Annotated in this window: 3 protein-coding genes (1 of these 3 running past the window's edge); all 3 read left to right on the top strand. The window is 61.5% G+C overall.

Translation table 11 applies throughout. From position 1 onward, the window contains the following. Tightly spaced (each overlapping or abutting the next), the 3 genes in view from EKL02_RS00795 to EKL02_RS00785 form a layout consistent with a single transcriptional unit that may run on beyond the window. Nucleotides 1–18,871, top strand: partial view of a VCBS domain-containing protein gene (locus EKL02_RS00795; protein ID WP_128900252.1) — the 3' portion only. It extends 5,054 nt beyond the left edge of the window; 18,871 of the gene's 23,925 nt are visible here — the last part of the coding sequence; its start codon lies beyond the left edge, outside the window; the stop codon is at nucleotides 18,869–18,871. Next, on the top strand, nucleotides 18,871–20,793 hold the full coding sequence (locus EKL02_RS00790; protein ID WP_206732430.1) for an ATP-binding cassette domain-containing protein: 1,923 nt from the start codon (nucleotides 18,871–18,873) through the stop codon (nucleotides 20,791–20,793). Before EKL02_RS00795 ends, EKL02_RS00790 begins: the two co-directional genes overlap by 1 nt. Further along, nucleotides 20,777–22,081: an HlyD family type I secretion periplasmic adaptor subunit gene (locus EKL02_RS00785; RefSeq protein WP_128900251.1), complete on the top strand. Its 1,305-nt coding sequence runs from the start codon at nucleotides 20,777–20,779 to the stop codon at nucleotides 22,079–22,081. The genes EKL02_RS00790 and EKL02_RS00785 overlap by 17 nt, the downstream gene beginning before the upstream one ends. The last annotated feature ends 11 nt before the right edge of the window (nucleotides 22,082–22,092 follow it).

Here is a 22,092-nt window from a genome sequence, read left to right as displayed (position 1 = left end):
CGCCATCGATGCATCCACGGGTGTGTGGACCTATACGCTGGACAATACCCTGGCAGCAACCCAGGCCTTGAAGGAAGGCGAAACCGTCACCCAGACTTATGTGGCCCGCGTCACCGATGACTTTGGCGCCTATGTCGACCAGACGGTCACGATCACGATCAACGGCACCAACGATGTACCGGTGGTGAGCAATGCCGGTGCTGCCTTGCTGGGCACTGTGACGGAAGCCGGTCATGCCGATGACGGTACGGCTGTAGCCGGTACCGCCAGCGCCACCGGTACGCTGACAGCCACCGATGTCGATGCGGCAGCCACAAAAGCATGGAGCATCGAAAGCACGCCGAGCACGACCTATGGCAGCATCGCCATCGATGCATCCACGGGTGTGTGGACCTACACGCTGGACAACACCCTGGCGGCAACCCAGGCCTTGAAGGAAGGCGAAGTCGTTACCCAGACCTATGTGGCCCGCGTCACGGATGACTTCGGTGCCTATGTCGACCAGACAGTTACGATCACGATCAATGGCACCAACGATGTACCGGTGGTGAGCAACCTGGCGGCAGCGTTGGCAGGCAGCATCACGGAAGCAGGCCATCTGGATGACGGCACGGCTGTAGCCGGTACCGCCAGCGCCACCGGTACGCTGACAGCCACCGATGTCGATGCGGCAGCTACAAAAGCATGGACCATCGAAGGCACGCCGAGCACGACCTATGGCAGCATCGCCATCGATGCATCCACGGGTGTGTGGACCTATACGCTGGACAATACCCTGGCAGCAACCCAGGCATTGAAGGAAGGCGAAACCGTCACCCAGACCTATGTGGCCCGCGTCACCGATGACTTCGGTGCCTATGTCGACCAGACAGTTACGATCACGATCAATGGCACCAACGATGTACCGGTGGTGAGCAACCTGGCAGCCGCGCTGGCAGGCAGCATCACCGAAGCTGGCCATCTGGATGACGGTACGGCTGTAGCCGGTACCGCCAGCGCCACCGGTACGCTGACAGCCACCGATGTCGATGCGGCAGCCACAAAAGCATGGACCATCGAAGGCACGCCAAGCACGACCTATGGCAGCATCGCCATCGATGCCTCCACGGGTGTGTGGACCTATACGCTGGACAATACCCTGGCAGCGACGCAGGCATTGAAGGAAGGCGAAACCGTCACCCAGACTTATGTGGCCCGCGTCACCGATGACTTTGGCGCCTATGTCGACCAGACGGTCACGATCACGATCGACGGCACCAACGATGTGCCGGTGGTGAGCAATGCCGGTGCTGCCTTGCTGGGCACTGTGACGGAAGCCGGTCATGCCGATGACGGTACGGCTGTAGCCGGTACCGCCAGCGCCACCGGTACGCTGACAGCCACCGATGTCGATGCGGCAGCCACAAAAGCATGGAGCATCGAAAGCACGCCGAGCACGACCTATGGCAGCATCGCCATCGATGCATCCACGGGTGTGTGGACCTACACGCTGGACAATACCCTGGCAGCAACCCAGGCCTTGAAGGAAGGCGAAACCGTCACCCAGACCTATGTGGCCCGCGTCACGGATGACTTCGGTGCCTATGTCGACCAGACAGTTACGATCACGATCAATGGCACCAACGATGTACCGGTGGTGAGCAACCTGGCGGCAGCGTTGGCAGGCAGCATCACGGAAGCAGGCCATCTGGATGACGGCACGGCTGTAGCCGGTACCGCCAGCGCCACCGGTACGCTGACAGCCACCGATGTCGATGCGGCAGCCACAAAAGCATGGACCATCGAAGGCACGCCAAGCACGACCTATGGCAGCATCGCCATCGATGCCTCCACGGGTGTGTGGACCTATACGCTGGACAATACCCTGGCAGCGACGCAGGCATTGAAGGAAGGCGAAACCGTCACCCAGACTTATGTGGCCCGCGTCACCGATGACTTTGGCGCCTATGTCGACCAGACGGTCACGATCACGATCGACGGCACCAACGATGTGCCGGTGGTGAGCAATGCCGGTGCTGCCTTGCTGGGCACTGTGACGGAAGCCGGTCATGCCGATGACGGTACGGCTGTAGCCGGTACCGCCAGCGCCACCGGCACGCTGACAGCCACCGATGTCGATGCGGCAGCCACCCAGACCTGGAGTCTGCAGGGCGCCCCCAGCACGACCTATGGCAGCATCGCCATCGATGCATCCACGGGTGTGTGGACCTATACGCTGGACAATACCCTGGCAGCAACCCAGGCCTTGAAGGAAGGCGAAACCGTCACCCAGACTTATGTGGCCCGCGTCACCGATGACTTTGGCGCCTATGTCGACCAGACGGTCACGATCACGATCAACGGCACCAACGATGTACCGGTGGTGAGCAATGCCGGTGCTGCCTTGCTGGGCACTGTGACGGAAGCCGGTCATGCCGATGACGGTACGGCTGTAGCCGGTACCGCCAGCGCCACCGGTACGCTGACAGCCACCGATGTCGATGCGGCAGCCACAAAAGCATGGAGCATCGAAAGCACGCCGAGCACGACCTATGGCAGCATCGCCATCGATGCATCCACGGGTGTGTGGACCTACACGCTGGACAACACCCTGGCGGCAACCCAGGCCTTGAAGGAAGGCGAAGTCGTTACCCAGACCTATGTGGCCCGCGTCACGGATGACTTCGGTGCCTATGTCGACCAGACAGTTACGATCACGATCAATGGCACCAACGATGTACCGGTGGTGAGCAACCTGGCGGCAGCGTTGGCAGGCAGCATCACGGAAGCAGGCCATCTGGATGACGGCACGGCTGTAGCCGGTACCGCCAGCGCCACCGGTACGCTGACAGCCACCGATGTCGATGCGGCAGCTACAAAAGCATGGACCATCGAAGGCACGCCGAGCACGACCTATGGCAGCATCGCCATCGATGCATCCACGGGTGTGTGGACCTATACGCTGGACAATACCCTGGCAGCAACCCAGGCATTGAAGGAAGGCGAAACCGTCACCCAGACCTATGTGGCCCGCGTCACCGATGACTTCGGTGCCTATGTCGACCAGACAGTTACGATCACGATCAATGGCACCAACGATGTACCGGTGGTGAGCAACCTGGCAGCCGCGCTGGCAGGCAGCATCACCGAAGCTGGCCATCTGGATGACGGTACGGCTGTAGCCGGTACCGCCAGCGCCACCGGTACGCTGACAGCCACCGATGTCGATGCGGCAGCCACAAAAGCATGGACCATCGAAGGCACGCCAAGCACGACCTATGGCAGCATCGCCATCGATGCCTCCACGGGTGTGTGGACCTATACGCTGGACAATACCCTGGCAGCGACGCAGGCATTGAAGGAAGGCGAAACCGTCACCCAGACTTATGTGGCCCGCGTCACCGATGACTTTGGCGCCTATGTCGACCAGACGGTCACGATCACGATCGACGGCACCAACGATGTGCCGGTGGTGAGCAATGCCGGTGCTGCCTTGCTGGGCACTGTGACGGAAGCCGGTCATGCCGATGACGGTACGGCTGTAGCCGGTACCGCCAGCGCCACCGGTACGCTGACAGCCACCGATGTCGATGCGGCAGCCACAAAAGCGTGGAGCATCGAAGGCACGCCAAGCACGACTTACGGTGGCATCGCAATCAACGCTTCGACCGGCGTGTGGACGTACACGCTGGACAATACCCTGGCAGCAACCCAGGCATTGAAGGAAGGCGAAACCGTCACCCAGACTTATGTGGCCCGTGTCACGGATGACTTTGGCGCCTATGTCGACCAGACGGTCACGATCACGATCAACGGCACCAATGATGTGCCGGTGGTGAGCAACCTGGCGGCGGCGCTGGCAGGCAGCATCACGGAAGCTGGACATCTGGATGACGGCACGGCCACAGCAGGCACGGTGAGCGCCACCGGTACGCTGACAGCCACCGATGTCGATGCGGCAGCCACAAAAGCATGGACCATCGAAGGCACGCCAAGCACGACATATGGCAGCATCGCCATCGATGCATCCACGGGTGTGTGGACCTACACGCTGGACAACACCCTGGCGGCAACCCAGGCCTTGAAGGAAGGCGAAGTCGTTACCCAGACATATACCGCCCGTGTTACGGATGACTTCGGTGCCTATGTCGACCAGACGGTCACGATCACGATCAATGGCACCAACGATGTACCGGTGGCTAGCGCCGATACCGGCAGCACTTCGGAAAATGCCACTTTGACGGTCACTGCCGGGAGCGGCCTGCTTTTCAATGACAGCGATGTCGATACGGCTGACACGCACATTGTCAGTGCGGTCAACGGCCTGGCCGGCAATGTTGCAGTCGGTGTCGCCGGCTCGAACGGCGGCACCTTCACGATTGCCGCTAACGGCGCATACAGCTTCAATCCGGGGAGCGATTTTGATTATCTGGTCGCGGGAGAATCCCAGATCACCAGCGTTACCTATACCAACCAGGACAACAACGGCGCCATCAGCTCCAGCACATTGACCGTCACCGTCACCGGCAGCAACGATACGCCGGTCGCCGTTGCGGCAACCAACAGCGCAACAGAAGATGGCAGCACCGTTACAGGTACGCTGACTTCAGTCGATCCCGATGTCACAGGAAAAACCGCGACCTACACGCTCAACGCGGCAGTCGCCGGCCTGACGCTGAGCACTAACGGGAACTACAGCTTCGATCCGACCAACTCGGCCTATCAATCGCTTGCTCAGGGCGCAACGACAGACGTGGTGGCCAACTACACCGTCACCGATGACAAGGGCACGACCGGCACGAGCACGCTGACCATCACTGTCACCGGCGTTGACGATCTCGCCGTGATCGGCGGCGTCAGCAGCGCCAGTCTCACCGAGACCGATGTTGCGCTCACCGCCAGCGGTACCTTGACAGCGACCGATGTCGACAGCACCGCGAGCTTTCTCGCGCAAACGCTGGTGGCAGGCAGCAGCGGCTATGGCAAGTTCAGCATCACCACTGGCGGTGTCTGGAACTATATTGCGGACACAGCACACAACGAGTTTGTAACCGGCGTCGACTACACCGACAGCATTACCGTGGCCACCACCGATGGCGTGCAAAAGGTCATCACCATCACGATCTCCGGCAGCAAGGATACGTTCGTTGGCGGAGCAGGCAATGACACATTTACTGGTAGCGCAGATGACGACAGCATGAGCGGCGGCGCAGGCAATGATACTTATATCGTTACCGACGTGCGCAATATTGTGATCGAAGCGTCTGGCGAGGGCACTGACGAAGTGCGCACCAACCTGACCACTTATACCCTCGGTGGCAACCTCGAGAATCTGGTCTTCACCGGCACGGGCAATGCCGCCGGTAATGGCAACACGCTGGACAATGCCATTACCGCCAACGTCGGCAACGACACGCTCGATGGCGGAGCAGGCGCCGATACCTTGACGGGCGGCGCAGGCAATGACGTCTACATCGTTGACAATGCCGGCGATGTCATCGTCGAGGCGTTGAACGAAGGTGTCGACGAAGTGCGCACCAACCTGACCACCTACACGCTGGGCGCCAACGTCGAGAACCTGGTGTTCACCGCTGCGGGCGATGCCGCCGGCACCGGCAATGGACTGGCCAATGCCATCACCGGCAACATCGGCAATGACACACTCGATGGCGGCAGCGGCGCGGACAGTATGACGGGCGGGGCAGGCAACGACGTCTACATCGTCGACAATGCCGGCGATGTGGTCAGCGAAGCGGCCGGTGAAGGTGTCGACGAGGTGCGCACCACTCTGACAAGCTATACTCTGGGCGCGAACGTCGACAACCTGCTCGTCACCGGTAGCGGCAATACGAATGCCACGGGCAATGCATTGGTCAACGCCATCACCGGCGGCACTGGCAATGACACGCTCGACGGTGGCGCAGGCGCCGACAGCCTGGCAGGCGGCAACGGTAACGACACGCTGATCTACGATGCCAGCGATGTGCTCATCGATGGCGGTGCCGGCACCGATACCTTGCGTTTCCTGTCCAATGCCAACCTGACTACCGATACGGTCACCTTGAGCAACATCGAGGTCCTTGACATGCGTGCCGTCAATGGCGGCACCGCTGCGCAAATCGAACTGGGCGCAGCAGATGTGCGCGCCTTGCTGGCCAGCGGCGTCACCACGCTCACAATCAATGGCGATTCGGGCGATCGCATCCTCGTCACAGAGCAATGGCAGCGTGGCGCCACTGGCGGCGGCTATACGAGCTTTACCCGGGTGCACAACGCCGAGACCTTGACCCTGAGCCTTGCTACCGGGGTCGAACTCGTGGCGAACCTCAGCGGCACGTCCGGCGACGACAACCTCGTTGGCGACAGCGGCAGTGACACCTTGTCGGGAGGGGCCGGCAACGACACTCTCAGCGGTGGTGCCGGTATTGACAGCATGAGCGGCGGAACAGGTAACGACGTCTACTGGAAGGACGTCGTCGGCGATGTCGTTAATGAAAGCGCCGGTGAGGGCACCGACGAAATCAGGACCGTGCTGACCAGCTATTCCCTGGCCGGCAATCCTGAGGTTGAAAATCTCACCTATACCAATGCAACGTACGCGGCACCCGGCGCCAGTGCTTTCACCGGCACCGGCAACAGCCTGGACAATGTCATCACCGGCGGCAGCAGTGGCGACAGTCTGACCGGCGGCCTCGGCAATGACAGCCTGTCAGGTCTTGACGGTAATGACATGTTCATCGGCGACGCCGGTAACGACAGCATCAGCGGCGGCAACGGCACCGACACGATCGACTACAGCGCCGAGACTGGCGGCGTCACCGTTTCGCTGGCAACGGCGATTGGCAGCAGCGCCGGCGCAATTACCGGCAACGATCAGATCAGCAGCATTGAAAACATTATCGGCGGCGCCGGCAATGACAGCATTACCGGTAGCGATGACTTCAACCAGCTCGACGGCGGCCTTGGCAACGATACGCTTTCGGGCGGGCTCGGCCAGGACACGCTGATTGGCGGTGGCGGTGACGATAGTCTTGATGGCGGTGCCGGCAACGACACCCTCATCGGCGGCGCAGGCAACGACAGCTTCATCGGCGGCCTGGGTACCGACACGGCCGACTTCAGCAGCGAAGGCAACAGCATCAGCGTCAATCTTGCCACCGGTAGCGGCACCGACAGCAGTGGCGGCAGCGACAGCTTCAGCGGCGTGGAAAACGTCACCGGCGGCAGCGCTGGCGACATCCTGATTGGCGATGCCAATGCGAATCGGCTCGACGGCGGTGCCGGCGACGACACCATTGCAGGTGCTGCGGGTAATGACACCCTGGTCGGCAGTGGCGGTCTCGACACGCTCGATTACTCCGCCGTCAGCGGCGCGATCATCGTCAACCTGAGCAATGCAACAGTTAACGCGGTGCTCGCCAGCACGGCCAGTGATGGCTTTGGCGGGATCGACAGCCTGTCCGGATTCGAAACCGTACTGGGCGGTGGCGGCAACGACATTCTGGTCGGTGGCACGGAAAATAACCTGTTGGTGGGGAATGCCGGCAATGATCTGCTGTCCGGCGGAGCGGGCGTCGACACCTTGCAGGGCGGCGCAGGCGACGACAGCCTGCGCGGCGGTGCCGGCAACGACAGCCTGGATGGTGGCAGTCATCTCGGCAATGGCGATACGGCAGACTATTCCGACCAGGGCACGGCCGTCAACGTCAATCTCGCCACGGCCAGTGCAACCGGCGGCAGCATTGGCACCGATACCCTGAGCAATATCGAGAACATTGCCGGAAGTAGCGTCAACGATACCCTGACTGGTGACACCGGTGCCAACCAGATCTGGGGCAATGCCGGCAACGATAGCGTGCAGGGCGGCGATGGCAACGACAGCCTGCGTGGCGGCCAGGGTAATGACACCATTGATGGTGGCAACGGTATCGATGGCGTTTTTTATGATGACGTCAACGGCCCGGTCATCGTCAATCTTGGCGCGACCACGCTGAACCTGACCGTCACCGTAGCTGGAACTGGATATGGCTACAACGTGCTCGCCGGCAGCGCCCAGGGCGTGACCCAGGCCGGCGCCAACGCTGGCACCGACACGCTCCTCAACATTGAAAATATCGTCGGCTCAGGCGGCACCGATACCCTGGTCGGCAGCGCTGGCGACAACATCATCGATGGCGCCGACGGCGGCGACTCGATCGATGGCGGCGCTGGCAATGACACCATCTATTATGATGAAAACGATGCCTTCGTCGACGGCGGCGCGGGCAGCGCCGATACGTTGCTGGTGCGTGCCGGTCTTGCCACGCTGGATCTGACGCTGGTGCGCGACGAGGTGTTCAACAATTTTGAAATCCTCGACGTCACCGTTGCCGGCGCCCAGATCGTGAAAATTTCGGACTCCGACATCAAGGCGCTTACCGGTGGCGGTGCGACCGGCACCCTGATCGTCAATGGCGGCAGCGACGACACGGTGCGACTGGTCGGCGCCAATTGGCCGACCACCGGTATTCCGACCGAAGTCATCGACAGCGTCACGTATAACGTCTATACCTATAACGGCGCGACCATCAAAATCAGGGATGTTGTCTCGGTCGGATACCTGTTCAACTCGGGAGAACTTGGCGAGGTAACCAACGGCAGCGACGGCGGCGATACGTACGAAGGCAATGGCGGCAACGACACGTTCAATGCCGGCGCCGGCGACGACTATGGCAATGGCGGCGGCGATAACGACTGGATGGCAGGCGATGCCGGCAACGATACCTTGCTGGGTGGCAGCGGTAGCGACACCATCTTCGGCGGCGACGCTGCCGATACCGCCGGCAGCGGCAATGACAGCATCGATGGCGGCGAGGGTGACGACGTCATTAGCGCCGGCGATGGCGACGACAGCATCATCGGCGGTAGCGGCAATGATGGAATCATTGCTGGCAGCGGCAACGATTCCGTCAGCGGCGGCGAAGGCAACGATAACCTGCAGGCCGGCAGCGGCAACGACACGGTCGACGCCGGTAGCGGCAACGACCAGATCAATGGCGGGGAAGGCGACGACAGCATCAATGCCGGCACGGGCGACGATAGCGTGGTCGGCGGTGCCGGCAACGATACGCTCGATGGCGGCAGCGGCACCGACACCCTCGACTACAGTGCCGAGAGCGATCCCGTCAATATCAACTTGACCACAGGCAGTGGCACAGGTACCGGCATCGGCAGCGACACCCTGGCAAACTTCGAGAACGTCGTCGGCGGCGCCGGCAACGATACCATCTCCGGCAACGACGCCGCCAACCGCGTCACGGGCGGTGCCGGCAGCGACAGCATCGCAACGGGCGCCGGCAATGACTGGATCCTGTTCGATGCAGCCGATGCGCTGGTCGATGCCGGCATCGGCGTCGACACGCTGGCAATTGCCGACAACACGGTCGTTGACTTCATGGCGATCGACAACAGCCGATTCGTCGGCATCGAGGAAATTGACCTGACCGGCAATGGCGTGCAAAGCATCGTGCTGAACGCTGCCGACGTCGTGGCTTTTTCCGATACCACCGATACGCTCAAGATCCATGGCGACGCCGGCGACAAGCTGACGCTGTCGGGCAACTGGATTAATGCGGGCACCCAGCCGGTCAGTTACAACGGCGCGTCCAGCCAGCCCTACGTGAAGCTGACGCTGGCGATCGACGGGTCCACGACGGCAACCGTGCTGGTGGATCCTGCGATGACGCTCGACATCGTTTATCTTGGTTCGGCCAGCAACGATACGTTGAGCGGCGGTGGTGGTGCCGACAATGTCGACGGTGGCGCAGGTAACGATTCCCTGGATGGCGCGGCAGGCGCCGACAGCGTCTACGGCGGCGTTGGCAACGACACCATCATTTACGACAGTAGTGACGTCTACCAGGACGGTGGCGCCGATACCGACACGCTGAAATTCGCCGGCACGGCCAGCGGCTTGCTGCTCGATTTCGGCCAGCTCGCGCGCCCGGCAGTGAATGGCTTGCGGCCAACCCTGACCGGTTTCGAAATCATCGACATCACCGGCGGTGGCAACAATAGCGTGGTCATCGATGCGACCTCGCTCAAGGCGCTTTCTGACAGCACCGACTCGCTCGACATTACCGGCAATGCCGGCGACACCGTGTACATCGTTGGTAGCTGGACCGATGACGGCATTGCCGGCGGTTACCATAGCTACTCGAAAGATGGCGCCACCTTGCGCGTCGCTACGGCAATCGCCGTGGGCGCCGTGCTGGATGATCCGAACGGTGACGCCAACAGCGCCAACCCGATTCCGGGTGCGACGGCCGGTTCTGACGTCATACGCGGGCTCGGCGGCGACGACACCCTTGACGGTGCGGGTGGGGCCGACGTACTCAACGGTGGCGCCGGCAATGACGTGCTGGTGTACGACGCCAGCGACCTGACCATCGATGGCGGCGACGGCAGCGATACGCTGCGGCTCGCAAGCAGCTTGAACCTGGCCGGCGTGGCCGGCAGCAAGGTCGCCAATATCGAAATCATCGACCTGGTCACCGGCGGCAGCAGCATTACGCTGAGCGCAACGGCGGCGGATATCATCGCCCTCAACAGCACCGGCACGGTGCGTGTCGACGGCGATGCCAGCGACAGCGTGGCGCTCTCCGGCAACTGGGTCACCGGCGCAACTGCCGGCGGCTACACCTCGTATACCCTGGGCGCAGCGACGCTCGATATCGCACAGACGATTGCCGTCACGGTGACTTATACGGGCACGACTCAGGGCAATAACATGCTTGCCGGCGCCGGCAGCCAGACGCTCGATGCGCTTGGCGGTAATGACACGCTGGATGGCGGCAGCGGCGCCGATACTCTGCTTGGCGGCAACGGCGATGACGTGCTGGTTTACGATGCGGCCGATACCAGCATCAGCGGCGGCGCCGGGACCGATACCCTGCGCCTCGAAGGTGCAGGCGTTACCCTGGATCTGACCGCAATTGCCAATAACCGGATTACCGGCATCGAGAAAATCGACATTACCGGCAGCGGCGATAATACCCTGGTGCTCAACGCCGATGATCTCAAGGCGCTGTCGACCGATACCGATACCTTGATCGTCACCGGCAATGTCGGCGACTCGGTACGCCTGTCCGGCACCGGCTGGGAAAGCCGCGGCTCCGAACTGGTGGCCGGCATTACTTACAACAAGTTCATCGGCTACGCCACTGACGGCACGCTGGTCACCGTGCTCGGCGGTCTGAAAATGGTCAAGGGCGACCAGATCGTCGGCTCAGGCGGCAACGATACCCTGGCCGGCGGCACCGGCAGCGATGATATCCAGGGCATGGCGGGCAATGATAGTATCAGCGGCGGCACCGGCAGCGACATTCTTGATGGCGGCGCCGATGACGATATCGTCATCTATGATGCACTCGACATCGCCGCGGGCGGCGGCAGCGGCACAGATACCCTGCAACTGGCCACCGGCGGCGAAATCATCGACTTGCAGGAAGCCGGCCGTCCGGATGCGGCTGCGCTGCGTCCGACCCTGAGCAGTTTCGAAGTCGTTGATCTCAATACCGGCAGTGCAAATTATCTGATTCTTGACGAGGCCACGCTTGCCGGACTGGCCGGCGGCACGCTGACCGTCAGCGGCACCGCCGATGACATCGTGTTCGTCGACGGCAGCCTGAGCTCGACCCTGAACCTGGTTGGTGGCGTCACCCAGACTGCGCTGACGCGTGGCACTGCTACCGGTGACAACATCACCGGTACAGGCGGCCAGGATGCCATCAAGTCTGACGGCGGCAACGATACCATTCATGGCGGCCTGGGCGCCGACATCATCTACGCCGGCAGCGGCGATGACAGCGTGATCTACGACGCGGCCGACCTGCGCATCTTCGGCGGCGCAGGCACCGATACCCTGGTCATCAACACGGTTGATGGCGATGGCGGCATCAGCAACACTGCTTCCGGCACCAACACAACTGCCGGCGACATTGATCTGACGCTGGCGGCGGGTGGTGTCGTGACCGGCTTTGAAGTGATCGAAATGCGCGGTAACGGTAACCAGACCGTCAAGCTCGACGCGCCATCGGTGCAGACGTTGTCCGACACCGGCCACATGACCGTCATGGGCGACCTCGGCGACGTGCTCAAGCTATACGGCGGCTGGGTCTACAGCAATGTGGAGTCCGACGCCGACGGCAAGCTGTATACCGTGATGAAAAAAGGCGATGCCTACGTCCACGTCGTATCGGAAGTCACGCTCGACATCACCAACGAGATGGGCGGCAAGGTCGTCATCGGCACCTCGGGCGCTGATGACAAGACTGTTTCCACCAATGGCGGCGTGCTCACCGGCGACGGCGATGACCTGATCCGCATTAACAACATGAGCTTCACCGGCGCCGATGGCGGACGCGGCTATGACAAGGTGTATTTCCAGTTTTCTGGCGATATCAATACCTCGCTGATGTCGCCCACTGCGCTGACCAATATCGAGGAAATCGATCTTGCCAGCGGTTCGGCTGCCGCCAACAAACTGATCCTGACGCCGGAAAAGCTGCTGTCGATGACGGATGCCGACCAGATTCTCGTCGTCAAGGGCACGATCGGCACCGACAGCATCGATCTGTATGGCGAATGGAGCCCGATTGCCAGCGCGACCGATGTGCTCTACAACGGCGTGAGCTACAAGGCCATTACGGCCAGCAACGGCGGCAAGCTTTATTTCACGCCCGGCCTGACCGTTGCCATGGTGGATCCGACGCCGCAGATGAGCGCGTTCTCGGTTGCCTACGACGATGGCGCCTATCTGGTCAGCTCCGGCATCGACAAGTACGCCGGCTGGAAAGTGGCCAATGCCGGCGACGTCAATCAGGACGGCATCGCCGACATGATCGTCAACCAGCTCAATTCGGCCTTTGTGGTATTCGGCACGGAATCCATGCAAGGCCAGATCGACCTGAACAACCTCGGCAGCCGTGGCTTCATGGTCAATGGGATCACCACGAACAATGCATTAAGCAGCTGGTCGGAATGGCAATCCCTGAATTACGGTCTGACTCCGATCGGCGACGTCAACGGCGATGGTATTGCCGACATGATCGCGCCGAATGGCACCACCAACACCTTCCGCGTCATCTATGGACGTACCGACTGGAGCAACATTGATGTCAGCAATGCCGGCACCTTCGTCAGCGGCAGCAGCAATGGTTTTGCCATCACGACCAATTTCGGTTGGGGGGGCGGGGACAACCTGAGCGGCTTCGCCGGCGTAGGCGACGTCAACAACGATGGCTACGATGATTACGTTATCAGCCAGATGTGGAGCAGCGACATCAATGGCCAGGGCGATTCCGGCAAGGCTTATCTAATGTTCGGGGGCGCCTACAGCGGCAACATCGCCACCAGCGGCATGCCTGTCACCAAGGGCGTGGTGATCTCTTCGGACAGCAGCAACTATATTAAACTTGGCACGGACATCGCTGCACTCGGCGATATCAATGCCGATGGTTTTGCCGATTTTGCCATTGGCGGCCCAGGCATCGATTCTGCGGGGCCGAATGGGCAGCAAGACCGCAGCGGCAGCGGTTACGTCATCTTCGGCAAGGCTGAAGGCTGGGGCAACAGCATCGTGGTGCAGCGCGATAATGTCGCGCCCACCTTCCGTGCCGGGGCCAGCACGCCAGGTGATGGCCAGACCAATTACCCGTTGGCCTACAATCCGGAAGTTCAGCAGGGGTTCAGCGAGAGCGTGATGTTTGGCACGGGCTACATCAGTCTGTTCAACCAGGCTACGGGCGTACTTGTCGAAAAATTCGACGTGGCGACCGGCCTGGGCAGCATGGGCGGAAAAGTGGCGTTGAAAAACTGGCAGGTTGCAAATGATCTGCTTCAGATGAATTTCTTCAATCCGCTGGCGCCCAATACCGATTACTACATCACCATCGATGCAACCGCTATCAAGGATCTTGCCGGCAACTATTACGCCGGCATCGCCGACAGCACTTCCTGGAATTTCAGGACCACAGGCAGTCCCCTGAACGATGTCACGGCGCCGACGCTGAGTGCCAATGCAACGCTGACCTATAGCGATGGCGCTGCCAGCATTTCCACCAGCGGTGGCACCAGCGGCGTGGTGAGCGCACCGACCAACAACAATCAGGGCGCACCGGTCTACCGGCTGGACTTTTCCTTCAACGAAAACGTCAAACCTTACGGCACCGTCACCATCACCCAAGGTGGCACTGTGGTGGAAGTGTTCGATCTGCAAACCGGTCTCGGCTCCAAAGGCGGCACGGTGTATTTCCCGAGTGGTTCGGCCACCCAGGATAACACTTCCTTCGGCGTCAACTTTGGCGCCACGCTGGCCGGCAACATGCTCACCACTGTGACCTTGTCCGGTTTTCAGGATGTGGCAGGCAATTTGCTCGATGGCGGTCTTGCTAAAAACTTTACCTACACGACTGCCGTCGACGCCAGTGGCCCAGTATTGACGAACGCCTACCGCGTTCACACCCCGGTCGACAACTTGACCGGGGTGTCGGTGGAAAACAATATCGTTTTCCAGGCCGACGAATCCTTGCTGCCGGGAGCTAGTGGATCGATCGAGCTGCGCTACAGCAGCACTTATAACGGTGTTGCAGCAGAGACCTTTGCCTGGTCGAGTGCACCCGTTGCCAGCAACGGCATTTACACGCTCAGCGGTAGCCAGGGCGGCACGCTGACCATCAACAACAAGACGGTCACGCTCAATCCCGGATCCAACCTGGCATACAACACCGGCTACGACCTGTATGTCAGCGCTGGTGCCTTGACTGACCCGAGCGGCAACGCTGCGACCGGTTACACCGTCCAGGGTGCCTACAACTTCACCACCACCACCGGCCTCGTCACTGTGGCAGGCGGCAATGCCGTCGATCATTCTCTCAAGGTCGGCATCACCGACAACCTGGTGATCTCGTTCAATGAATCGGTGACGGCCGGCACTGCCAGCCCCGGCACGCAATTCGTCAAGCTGTGGAACAGCGCCGGCACGCTGATCGAAACTTTCGATGTCGCCGATAGCGATGGCAGCAATGGCAGCAAGGGTGGCAACCTGAGTTTCAATGGCTACAATGTCGTCATCAACCCCGCCCAGAACCTGATGCTGGCTGGCGGCTATTACCTGACCGTTGACACCCAGGCGATCAAGTCGCTGAATGCGTCGTCAACCACTTATTATGCCGGGGCCAGCAATGCGACGACCCTCAGCTTCAGCACGGAGGCCGCGGTGCAGATCGATCCCGGCCAACTCAACAATTCCTTCAACATGCAGTGGGCCGGGCAGCAGATCGAGGGGGTCGGCGACGTCGATGGCGACGGCGTCAACGATTTTGTCGTCGGTTCCTATCAGCAGGTTAACGACGCATCGATTGCCGGCGGCTGGGCCTATGGCAAGTACTATCTGGTGTTTGGCCAGGCGGGTGAGTGGGCGCCGGTGCAAAACATCCAGCAGCTCAAGGATGCCGGCCGGGTAGTCGAAATCTATGGCACTGCCAGCAACTGGCTGACCCGCGTGGTCGAGTTCGGCGATCTGAACAAGGATGGCTACAACGACCTGCTGCTGACTTCGGGCGGCTGGTATCCGGACAATGACGGCACCCCCCAGGACCGCAACGCCAGCAACGACGGCGACATCGATTCCGGCGCCGCTTTTGTCGTGTATGGCCAGGCGCGTTCGAACTGGACCTCCTCGGTTAACATCACCCAGCTGGGCACCGACGGCCTTGAAATCACCGGCGGCTTGCCGCAGGAGCAGTTTGGCTTCTCGGCGGCCACCGGCGACTTCAATAGCGACGGTACCATCGACATCGTTTTTGGCATGCCCGTCAACCACCGCGACGGCTATGCGTCGGGCGAAGCCTTTGTGCTTAATGGCGGCAACTTCACCGATTCGCTGATGAACGTGGGCACCACCGGCGCCAATACGATCCTTGGCGACTACAATGCCAACCGCATTGCGGGCCAGCAGGGCAACGACCTCATTTACGGCCTGGGTGGCGCCGACATCCTGCGCGGTGGCGCGGGCGACGACACGATTGGGATCTCGGATCTTGACTTCGTGCTGGTCGATGGCGGCACCGGTGCCGATACGCTGAAATTCGTCGGCCACGGCATGCATCTGGACATGAGCGGCTATGCCGGTGCCAGTGTGCGCAGCTTTGAAACAATTGACCTGACCGGCGACGGCAACAATAGCCTGGTGATCAATTACAGCGAGGTGGCCTACCTGCTGGAACGGCAATTGTCTCAGGCCTATGGCAACAATGTGAAACTCACCATCAATGGCGATGCCGGCGATGCGGTGACGCTCGAAGGGCCGTGGGCCGCTGTCGGCAGCGATGCCACGCACACGACCTATGCGCTGGATGGCTTGTATGTGCGGATCGACAGCGATGTGACGCGCACGGTGGCCGGCTGGACTAATCCTTACGCCGGCGCAACCATGGATCTGTTTGCAATGCCCTCCGGTTTCCGCACCAGTACGGTTACCAGCGGGATTGCGCTGGACACGGGCCTGGGCAGCTACCTGGCCAATATCGGTGACGTCAACAATGATGGCTTCAACGACTTTGCCGTGCGCCAGGACGCGGCGACGTTAACGAATTTGCAATGGTATGAACGGTATGAAAACGTTTACTGGGAAAATGGGAATACGGTATGGGGTTGGTACCCCCGCCTGAATCAACGCGCGGACCAGAAATACTCGGGCGAGGCTTATGTCATTTACGGCAAGGCCGGCGGCCTGGGCACGGTCAATCTGGCCGCGCCCGTCGACGGCAATGCCATCAAGCTGACAGGCTCGGCCAGCGCCAATGAAAACCTGGGTGTTTACATGAATGGCCTGGGCGACATCAATGGCGATGGCATCAGCGACATGGTCATCGGCGCCAGCCAGTCGAGCAAGATTTTTGCCTTCAACGAAGGTGGCGAGAAGTCGGGCAGTGATCTGACCGGTACGGATCCCACGCACAACGCCGACCGATACCAGACTGCACCCAATGCGGCCAGTCTGAGTCCCGACTGGAACAGCGACAGCTGGTCGCAGTCGAACGAAGGTCGCCAGTACTTCTTCTTGGGCAACAACACGGCGCTGGTCAACAAAGCTGGTGGCGCCATCACCAGCACCACCCTGGCCAACGACTTCAATGCCAGCACCGCACTGCCGACTACCTACAACGTGAACAGCGGGCTGATCACCGACTTGCCCGATCGCGGTCCGGCGAATGCCGAAACCAACACCGTCTACACCTACACCACCACGGCAACGCTGGCCGACGGCAGCTTCATCGGCGCGGCGAATGCGCAGTATGGCAGCAACTGGCAACCGGTCAGCCTGGGCGACATGAACGGCGATGGTTACGACGATTTTGTCACCGGCACCAGCAATACCAAGCTGATTCTCGGCTCGGCTACCGGCTGGACCGGCTTGGACACCCTGAGCAGCGCCGTCACATGGACGCAGAAGAACGTCACCATCAACGGCAACACCAACAGCAACGCCATTGCCGCCGCCGGCGATGTCAATGGCGACGGTTTTGCCGACTTCGTGTTCAGCTGGGACGGCAACGGCGCCACGATCGTGTTCGGCAAGGCGGGCAACAACTGGAACGCGACCACCACGCTGGGTAGTACGCTTGCCGCTTCTGCCACGGTGGCGGCATCGACCTTCATCGCGGTTGAATCCGGCCAGGCCATCAATCCGACTTACACGCGCGGCCTTGGCGACATCAATGGCGACGGCTACGACGATCTGCTGTTCGCGGCGCAATCGGCCAACGACTACAATGCCAAGGACAATGGTGGCGCCTATGTATTGTTTGGTTCCGCCAGCGGCTGGGATGCCAATCTCAGCCTGAGCGGGCTGGCGGCAGCCGGCAGGGGTTTCCGCATCACCGGCGCAGTCGACTTCGACTATGCGGCCTATGACGCAACCAGTGCCGGCGATGTCAATGGCGACGGCTACAACGACTTCGTCATCGCCGCCTACGGCGATGACGAATCCGTCAACGGCACCGGCGCCGCCGGTTCGGCCTACCTCCTTTTCGGTCGCAGCACTGGCTGGAAAGACATCAGCCTGCTGCAAGTCCAGGATTTCGGCACGCAGATACTGGGCGGTGCGGCCAATGCGTCATCCCTCTGGCAGCAGTTGGGCGACATCGATGGCGATGGCCTGGACGATCTGTCCTATTCCAACAGCAATGCCACCGCGACGACCATCCTTTACGGCAATGAAAACTTCACTTCCGGCAGCAATGTCGGGGTGCAGCACATTACTGATCTGAATGACACCACGCCAGGCAACAGCGTCATCAACGGCGGCATGCTGAATGCCACACTGGGCATTGGCGCCGCCGACACCCTGATCGGCAATGCCGGCAACGACATTCTGACGGGCGATGGCGGCCGCGACGTGCTCATTGGCGGTGCCGGCAACGACGTGTTGAAAGTGGCCGACGCCAATTTCTTCAAGCTGGATGGCGGCACCGGCATCGACACCATGGAACTCACGGCAGGCATGACCATTGACTTCACCGCGCTGGCGAATACCCGCGTCGAGGGCATCGAGGTCCTTACGCTGGGTGTCGGCAATCAGACAGTGACGTTCAACGCGCTGGACGTGCTGGCCATGACCGGGGAGAATAATACGGCCGTCAACGATGCCGGTTACCAGAAGGGGCATGTGCTGGTCATCGACAGCGAGGGTGGCAGCGACACCGTCACGCTCAATACCGGATGGAACGGCACGGCGGTTGCGACCGGGGTGAGCGTGGCCGGTGCAACGGGCTCGTTCTCGGTGTACCAGCACGGTACCGACAATATCTATGCCGTCATTGATGACGCGATTACCAAAAATATCAGCTAATGAACCAGCAACAACCCGAGGCCGGCGCGGATCCGGCGGTGCCGCCTGCGCCACCTGCATCACATGCACCATCTGCGCTGGGCAAAACGGTGCGGGCGTTGTTGCACTGGCTGTGGGAGTTTGTAAGCGCGCCCGGCCCGCAGGCGCCGCAGCAAGCCGACGCCAATGGCGCCGTTGACCTCTCGCAAGACAGCGTGCAGGGCAGCGACTGGCTGCGCGAATTGCTGCTGCCGCTGCGGCCGGCTTACCGGCAAGCCCTCACGCTGGCCTTCCTGATCAACCTGATCGCACTGGGTGCCGCGGTGTACTCGCTGCAAGTGTATGACCGGGTCGTGGCGCATGCCGGCTATTCATCCCTGGTCGCGCTGACGGTGGGCATGCTGATCGCCATTGGCCTCGATCTGGTATTGCGCAGCGGCCGCGCCCACCTGTTGCAACGCCTCGGCCTGCAGATCGAGGCCACGATTGCGCGGCGTGCCTTTGCCCGCCTGATGTCCTTGCCGGCAGTGGTCCTCGAAAGCCGTTCGCCGGCCTACTGGCAGACGGTGTTTCGCGACATCGAGCTGGTGCGGGCAACCTGTTCCGGCGCCAGCGCGCTGCTGCTGATCGACTTGCCATTCCTGCTGCTGGCTTTGCTGCTGCTGGGCCTGATTGCCTGGCCGCTGTTGCCGGTCGCGCTTGGCACCATTGCTGCCTTCGTGGTCCTGGCATGGCGCTCGGGCAAGGTTACCCGTCACGCCGCCGAGACCGAGCGCGAAAAACTGGTCGGGCGCGATGCGGCGATCGCCGAACTGGCTGGTGCGCGCATGCTGCTCAAGACGATCGGCGCGCAACAGAGCGCGCACGAGCGCTGGGAAAAAAACTATGCCGCATGGATGGGCGAAGCGCTGGCGCGCAGCCGAGAAGCCGACCATTACCGTGACGTCGCCTACGGCATGACGACGCTGAACACGGTGGTCACGACCGGATTTGGCGCGCTGGCCATCCTGTCGCACCTGATGACGATGGGCGCGCTGATTTCCGCCAATATCCTGGCCGGCCGCATCATCTCGCCGCTGGTGCAACTGGTCGGCCAATGGAAGCAGTTCGGCCAGTATCAGGCGGCCAGGAAGCGCCTCGACGCGCTATTTGCCCTGCCTGCCGAGCGTGCCGCAACTGGTGTGGCAATGCCGCGCCCGCAGGGCACGCTGCTGCTCGACAACGCCACCTTCCGCTACCCCGGCAGCGAACACGATCAATTGCAGGCAATCTCGGGCCAGCTCGGGCCCCATGGCTTGCATGCCATCGTTGGCGCCAACGGCAGCGGCAAGAGCACGCTGCTCAAGTTGCTGCGCGGCCTGTATCGCCCGGCCAGCGGCCGTGTGCTGCTCGATGGCGGCGACCTCGCCCAGTTTTCGCAGCAAGACCTGGCACGCTGGATCGGCTACCTGCCGCAGCAGGTGCAACTCATCTCCGGCAGCGTGCGCGACAACATTGCCCTGGCCGAACCGGATATCGACGACGAACACATCATTGCCGCGGCTCAGCGCGCCTGCGCCCACGGTTTTGTCATCAATCTGCCCGATGGCTATGCAACCGAGGTTGGCGAAGGCGGCAGCCGTTTTTCGGGAGGCGAGCGCAAGCGCATTGCGATTGCCCAGGTCTTGCTGCGCGACCCGCCGATGCTGCTGCTGGATGAACCGACGGCGGATCTCGACCGCGAGGCCGAGCAGGCATTCATCGCCACGCTGCGCGCCCTGGCGACAGACCATACGGTGCTGGTTGTCACCCACAGCCTGGCCGTGCTGAGCCAGTGCAATGGCATCCTGGTGCTGGAAAAAGGGCAATTGAAAGCGGCTGGCCCAGCCCGGCAGATTTTGTCAGGCCTCGGTTATGGCGAGCCGCAGCAACCGCAAAAGGACAAGCATGTCGCCGTCGCCTGATTCGAAACTGGATGCCCTGCTGGTACGTGCTGGCGCGCCTGTCTGGCGCCGCTGCGACCGCCGGCTGGTCGCCTTGCTGGTCGTTGCCCTCGGGTGGTCGTTCATCGGCCAGGTCGACCAGGTGGTCACCGCGCCAGGCAAGGTCGTCCCTCAAGACAAGGTCAAGATCATCCAGCATCTGGAGGGCGGCATCGTCAAACGCGTCATCGCGCGCGAAAACGCCGTGGTCAAGGCAGGCGACGCACTGGTAGAACTCGATCTGGCCACTTCTGGCATCAACCTGGCGGAAATGACGGCGCGCAAGGCCGCCTTGCAGTTTGCCAAGGCGCGCCTGGAGGCCGAATCGCAAGGCGGCGGGCTCGAATTTCCGGCAGGCCTGACCAAACAATTTCCGGCCGTGGCCGAGGCGGAGCGTTCGACCTACAAGGCGCGCCGCGATGAGCTCGCCGGTGCGCTCGATGCGCTCAGCGGGCAAAGTTCCCAGGGGCGCCAGCGCGTTACCGAACTGCAGGCCAAGCTCGCCTCGTTGCAAGCCAGCTTGACCCTGGCACGGCAGGAACTGGCCGTGTCCGAAGACCTGGTCAAGGATAAGCTGACCTCGCAACTCGAGCATTTCCAGCGCAAGAGTGCGGTGGAACGGCTCAAGGGCGAAGTGGCGATGACGCAGCAGGCGATACCGGGCGCCCAGGCAGGGCAGAATGAAACAGATGCGCGCCGACGCGAGGAAGAAGCCAAATTCCGTCGTCGCGCCGCCGACGAGCTGGGTGAACTGGAGCGCAAGCTCACCAGCCTGCAGCAGGAACTTGGGCGCGCCAACGATCAGGAAGGACGCGCCATGATCCGCGCGCCGATCGAGGGCGTGGTCAGGAATGTGCGTTATCAGTCCGCCGGCAATGTGGTCAAACCGGGTGAGCCGATCATGGAAATCGTGCCGCTCGGCGAAGAACTGGTGGTCGAGGTCAGCCTGAGTCCTTCCGACCGCGGTTATGTGAGCCTGAATCAGCCGGCTCTGGTAAAAATCTCCGCCTATGATTATTTCCGTTATGGCGGCCTGGAGGGCCGTGTGACAGCCATTGCCGCCGATACCGACACAGGGAAGAACGAGGAGCATTTTTACCGCGTGACGGTCAGCACCAAACGGTCCTGGCTGGGAGACACGCCCAGCCAGTATCCGATCACGCCGGGCATGGTCGGAGAAGTCGACATCAAGGCGCATTCGCAATCGATTTTCTGGATGCTGATCAAGCCGGTTTTGAAACTCAAGCATGAGGCGTTCAGGGAAGTCTGACGGATGCCATC

This window comes from Janthinobacterium sp. 17J80-10 (assembly GCF_004114795.1).
In the GTDB taxonomy this organism is placed as follows: Bacteria; Pseudomonadota; Gammaproteobacteria; order Burkholderiales; family Burkholderiaceae_D; genus Paucimonas.
Note: the sequence above shows the minus strand (reverse complement) of the source record. Positions and strands in the feature narration are given on the sequence as shown.